A 3,399-nucleotide genomic window follows, 5' to 3' on the forward strand; every position below is an offset into this window, starting at 1 on the left:
GTTCAGCTTTGGCTTTAGCTCCATCCCTATCCACCGGATTCGTCGGCCTGATAGATTCATTAGATAAAGGTGAAACAAAGTCACTGCTGATTGGATTATTTGTATTTTGCTGAACGTAAGCAGTAACCAAGCGCAAGGTTTGATCACCTATAGATTCTTTTAGATATTGAGGCGGAGTAATATACCCCGTTCCTTTTTCTCCTATTAGTGCCCACGCAACAATGTCATAATCCTCTGCATTAGTTGCTGTACCGCCAAATGTTTCATTTCTTCCACCTCGAACTAAGAGGACTCTCAACTGACCCTTAGGAGGAATATTAGTTGAGTCTATTCTTCCATTTGGTGGTAAAGGGACTTTCACTTGCAATACAGGCCTGTCGTTTCCCTTGGCTTTGGCTTTACCCTCCACATCTTGCTGAGCTGTACGCCCTGTCCCTAATGGAGATAAGTCAAATTCCGCTCGTGGAAGTTGGTACCTAACTTGTTGAATCCTACTCTGTTCATTTCCACTATTTAGGGTTACATTTAAGTTTACATTATATAGTCCGTATATATTTGAGGGTGTTTTACCCCTAACCGTTATCAGCGCTCTTTTTCTATCGTTAGAATAAGTTGTAGTGATTGTCGCCCATTTCTTACCCCCAACAGTATCCGGAAAGCCTGTTAATGTAAACTCGCGAATTCCTCCATTTTCTACGGTAGCAATAAATTTTATCGGTGCGTCGTTCAGATCAGAACCATTCAATAATGCTACACTATCTCTTCCACTGCCGTCCGAATTCGTCCATCTCCTCTCGTGTCCTGGTCTTCCAGTAGCCAGCCCATAGACAAGTCCAGAAACAGTGTTAGAGGTACTTCTTCGACTCCTAGAACTCCTAGTTCCCTCTGCACCTTTTTTTAGTTGACTAGCCTTTTTATATTCCTCAAGAGCAGCATTAAAGACCTCCTGGTCAACAACCCCATCTTCCTTTGTCTGCAATGCTTCATTTAGTTTATCGTATGCTTCCTTCAGTTTTTGGACTTGTTCTGGATTTTCAGTGCTGGTCTTCAGCTCTTGGAGGAGTTTATGGATGTTTTCTGATAGAGGATAGCTACCTGGACCATTGGTGTAGTCTGTAGCTTCTTCCGCTGTTTCCTTGGTTTCTTGATTTTCTGCTGGTGCTGGCGTGGCAGGAGGGGTTAGTTGCCCTCTACGCCCTCGTCCTCGTCTAGGAGTTGGGCTTGGTTCACTTAGAGTCGCCCCACTTCCTTCTCCGAGCTCAGCTGGGGATGTGAGTCCACCAGCCAAAGCCTTGTTGACCTCCTCAGTCAAGGTTTTCATGACTTGAACTTGGGCATTGACCTCCTCTTGACTGGAATTTGGATTTTCAAGAACAGCCTTAGCTCTTGCTAGACCTGCTTCTACACGAGCGTGGAGTTCTTTCATAGAGTCCAGTGTCAGATTGGCAAGTAAAGCTTGTAGACTGGTTTGTGCAGACTCGGCAAGTGACTTATCCACAGTAGGACGGTTTACCTCTGCTTGTTTTTCTCCCTTGCCTTCTTCGCTATCTTTTACTAGAGACTTGTTTTCATTTGAAACTTCTTGATTTTCTCGATTACCTTGCTTAGATGGCTCGGGCTGACCTGGGTCTGTATCAGGAGTTTTTTCACTTAGCTCTTCAGATACCCCCCCCCGAGGAATCGCTTACAAGGGCGCTGGTTCTAGTCGTTCCACTCTCTGTCGCTGGGGAAATTTCAGGTGTTTGTGCCTGTACTGTCCCGTTGGCAAAAAACATCAGCGCCGCAACGGCAACGCTAGCAGCACCGAAGTGGTACTTCCTTATTGAGTAACGAAAAACCTTTTCCCCTTTGCGCTCTTCTTTACTTTTTAGTTTCATTCATTCTTCCTTCCTTTTTCTATTTGATTTCTTCTGTATAGTCTAGTGCGATCCAGCCCCTACCCGACTTCAACAAGCCCCAAGTATAGCCATCTGCTTCTTCTACCTGCATGATGGTAAAAGTCCCAAGAGGACAAAAACCTTGGTCAGGATAAGCCAGACCTGGACCTGTTCGGATGTAGAGATCATCATCTACCACACGCACTAGATACTCTCCATTCCCATCTCGAGGCTGTTCCTCTTTTGAGACTTGGAAACTATCGCCAGCATGAATCTCAGCCGCCATCTGGATGAGTCGATTTAGATCAATCCCCCCAGGGCAATCTGTAGCTGTAAATTCCTGGTGAGGATGGATGGTCTCACGATTGATTGGCAAATTATAACGATCACAAATATCTGCAATCAAACGTGCTGAGTTCCAGTAGGTTTCCTCTGCAATAGTCCAGTCAGGTTCCCCACGGTTATTTAAGTGTTCAATACCAATCGAACGCTGATTGACTTCATAGTTGCCAGCATGATAGGCAACGCTCTCTTCACCAACACACCCCCATATCTTATCAGGAGTCACCTGATAGTGAGCAGATGTGCCATGACCTGTAGAGACATACCAAGTACTTCTAGCCCCCTCATCACTCAGCCCACCATTATGGTGGATGACAATAGTATCAATATCAAGGCGATTTTGATCGCTATTCATGATTTCCTCATCCACATCTGTGATAAGTCCTGAAAACAAATCGCCATTCACTCTTTTTGTCGCAAACATTCTTCCCTCCTAGTCATTTTCTACCTTATCTTCTACCTGAGGATAAAGAGTCGTTCCCCAAATAGAAATCGTCCGCTTACGGACTAGTGGCAAATCAGTTTTTTCATAAACCGTACGCCACCATTCCCAGGCAAGTCCGGTACACTCTCTAATTTTGACAGAGAGATTGCGAACATTCCCTTTCAAAGGAATACTAGTAGTAAAGTGAGCCGTCAAATCCTGGCCATTTCTGTCCCAAGCCTTAGGAGTCAAAACTTCTTTACCTTGATAATCATAGGATAATTCATCCCAAGTAATGTAATATTGGGCAACATAGGCACCACTATGATCCAGCAGTAAATCTCCGTTTCTGTAAGCTGTCACCTTAGTCTCAACATAGTCTGTACTGTTTTGAAAGGTCGCAACTACATTGTCCCGTAAAAATGAAGTTGTATAGGAAATCGGCAAACCTGGATGATCGGCTGTAAAGCGACTGCCTTCTTGAATCAAGTCCTCTACCATATCCACCTTGCCTGTTACAACTCGGGCACCCGAACTCGGGTCGCCCCCTAAAATAACCGCCTTCACTTCTGTATTGTCTAAAATCTGCTTCCACTCTGTCTGAGGAGCTACCTTGACTCCTTTTATCAAAGCTTCAAAAGCAGCCTCTACTTCATCACTCTTACTCGTGGTCTCCAACTTGAGATAGACTTGGCGCCCATAAGCAACACTCGAAATATAGACCAAAGGACGCTCGGCAGAAATTCCTCTCTGCCT

General features: G+C 44.8%; 2 protein-coding genes and 2 pseudogenes. All 4 read right to left on the minus strand.

What is annotated here, in order from left to right:
* Nucleotides 1–1,498 (minus strand): annotated as a pseudogene (locus tag HT698_RS10075) (hypothetical protein); the annotation flags it as partial.
* 160 nt (nucleotides 1,499–1,658) lie between these two features.
* Nucleotides 1,659–1,877 (minus strand): YSIRK-type signal peptide-containing protein, encoded by a 219-nt coding sequence (locus HT698_RS10080; RefSeq protein ID WP_173220127.1) that lies wholly within the window; start codon nucleotides 1,875–1,877, stop codon nucleotides 1,659–1,661.
* A gap of 19 nt (nucleotides 1,878–1,896) precedes the next feature.
* On the minus strand, nucleotides 1,897–2,643 hold the full coding sequence (locus HT698_RS10085) for a peptidoglycan recognition family protein (RefSeq protein WP_101514457.1): 747 nt from the start codon (nucleotides 2,641–2,643) through the stop codon (nucleotides 1,897–1,899).
* Between the two features lie 9 nt (nucleotides 2,644–2,652).
* Nucleotides 2,653–3,399 (minus strand): annotated as a pseudogene (gene ply / locus HT698_RS10090) (cholesterol-dependent cytolysin pneumolysin); the annotation flags it as partial.

The organism is Streptococcus sp. 3109 (genome assembly GCF_013276905.1).
Taxonomy (GTDB): domain Bacteria; phylum Bacillota; class Bacilli; order Lactobacillales; family Streptococcaceae; genus Streptococcus.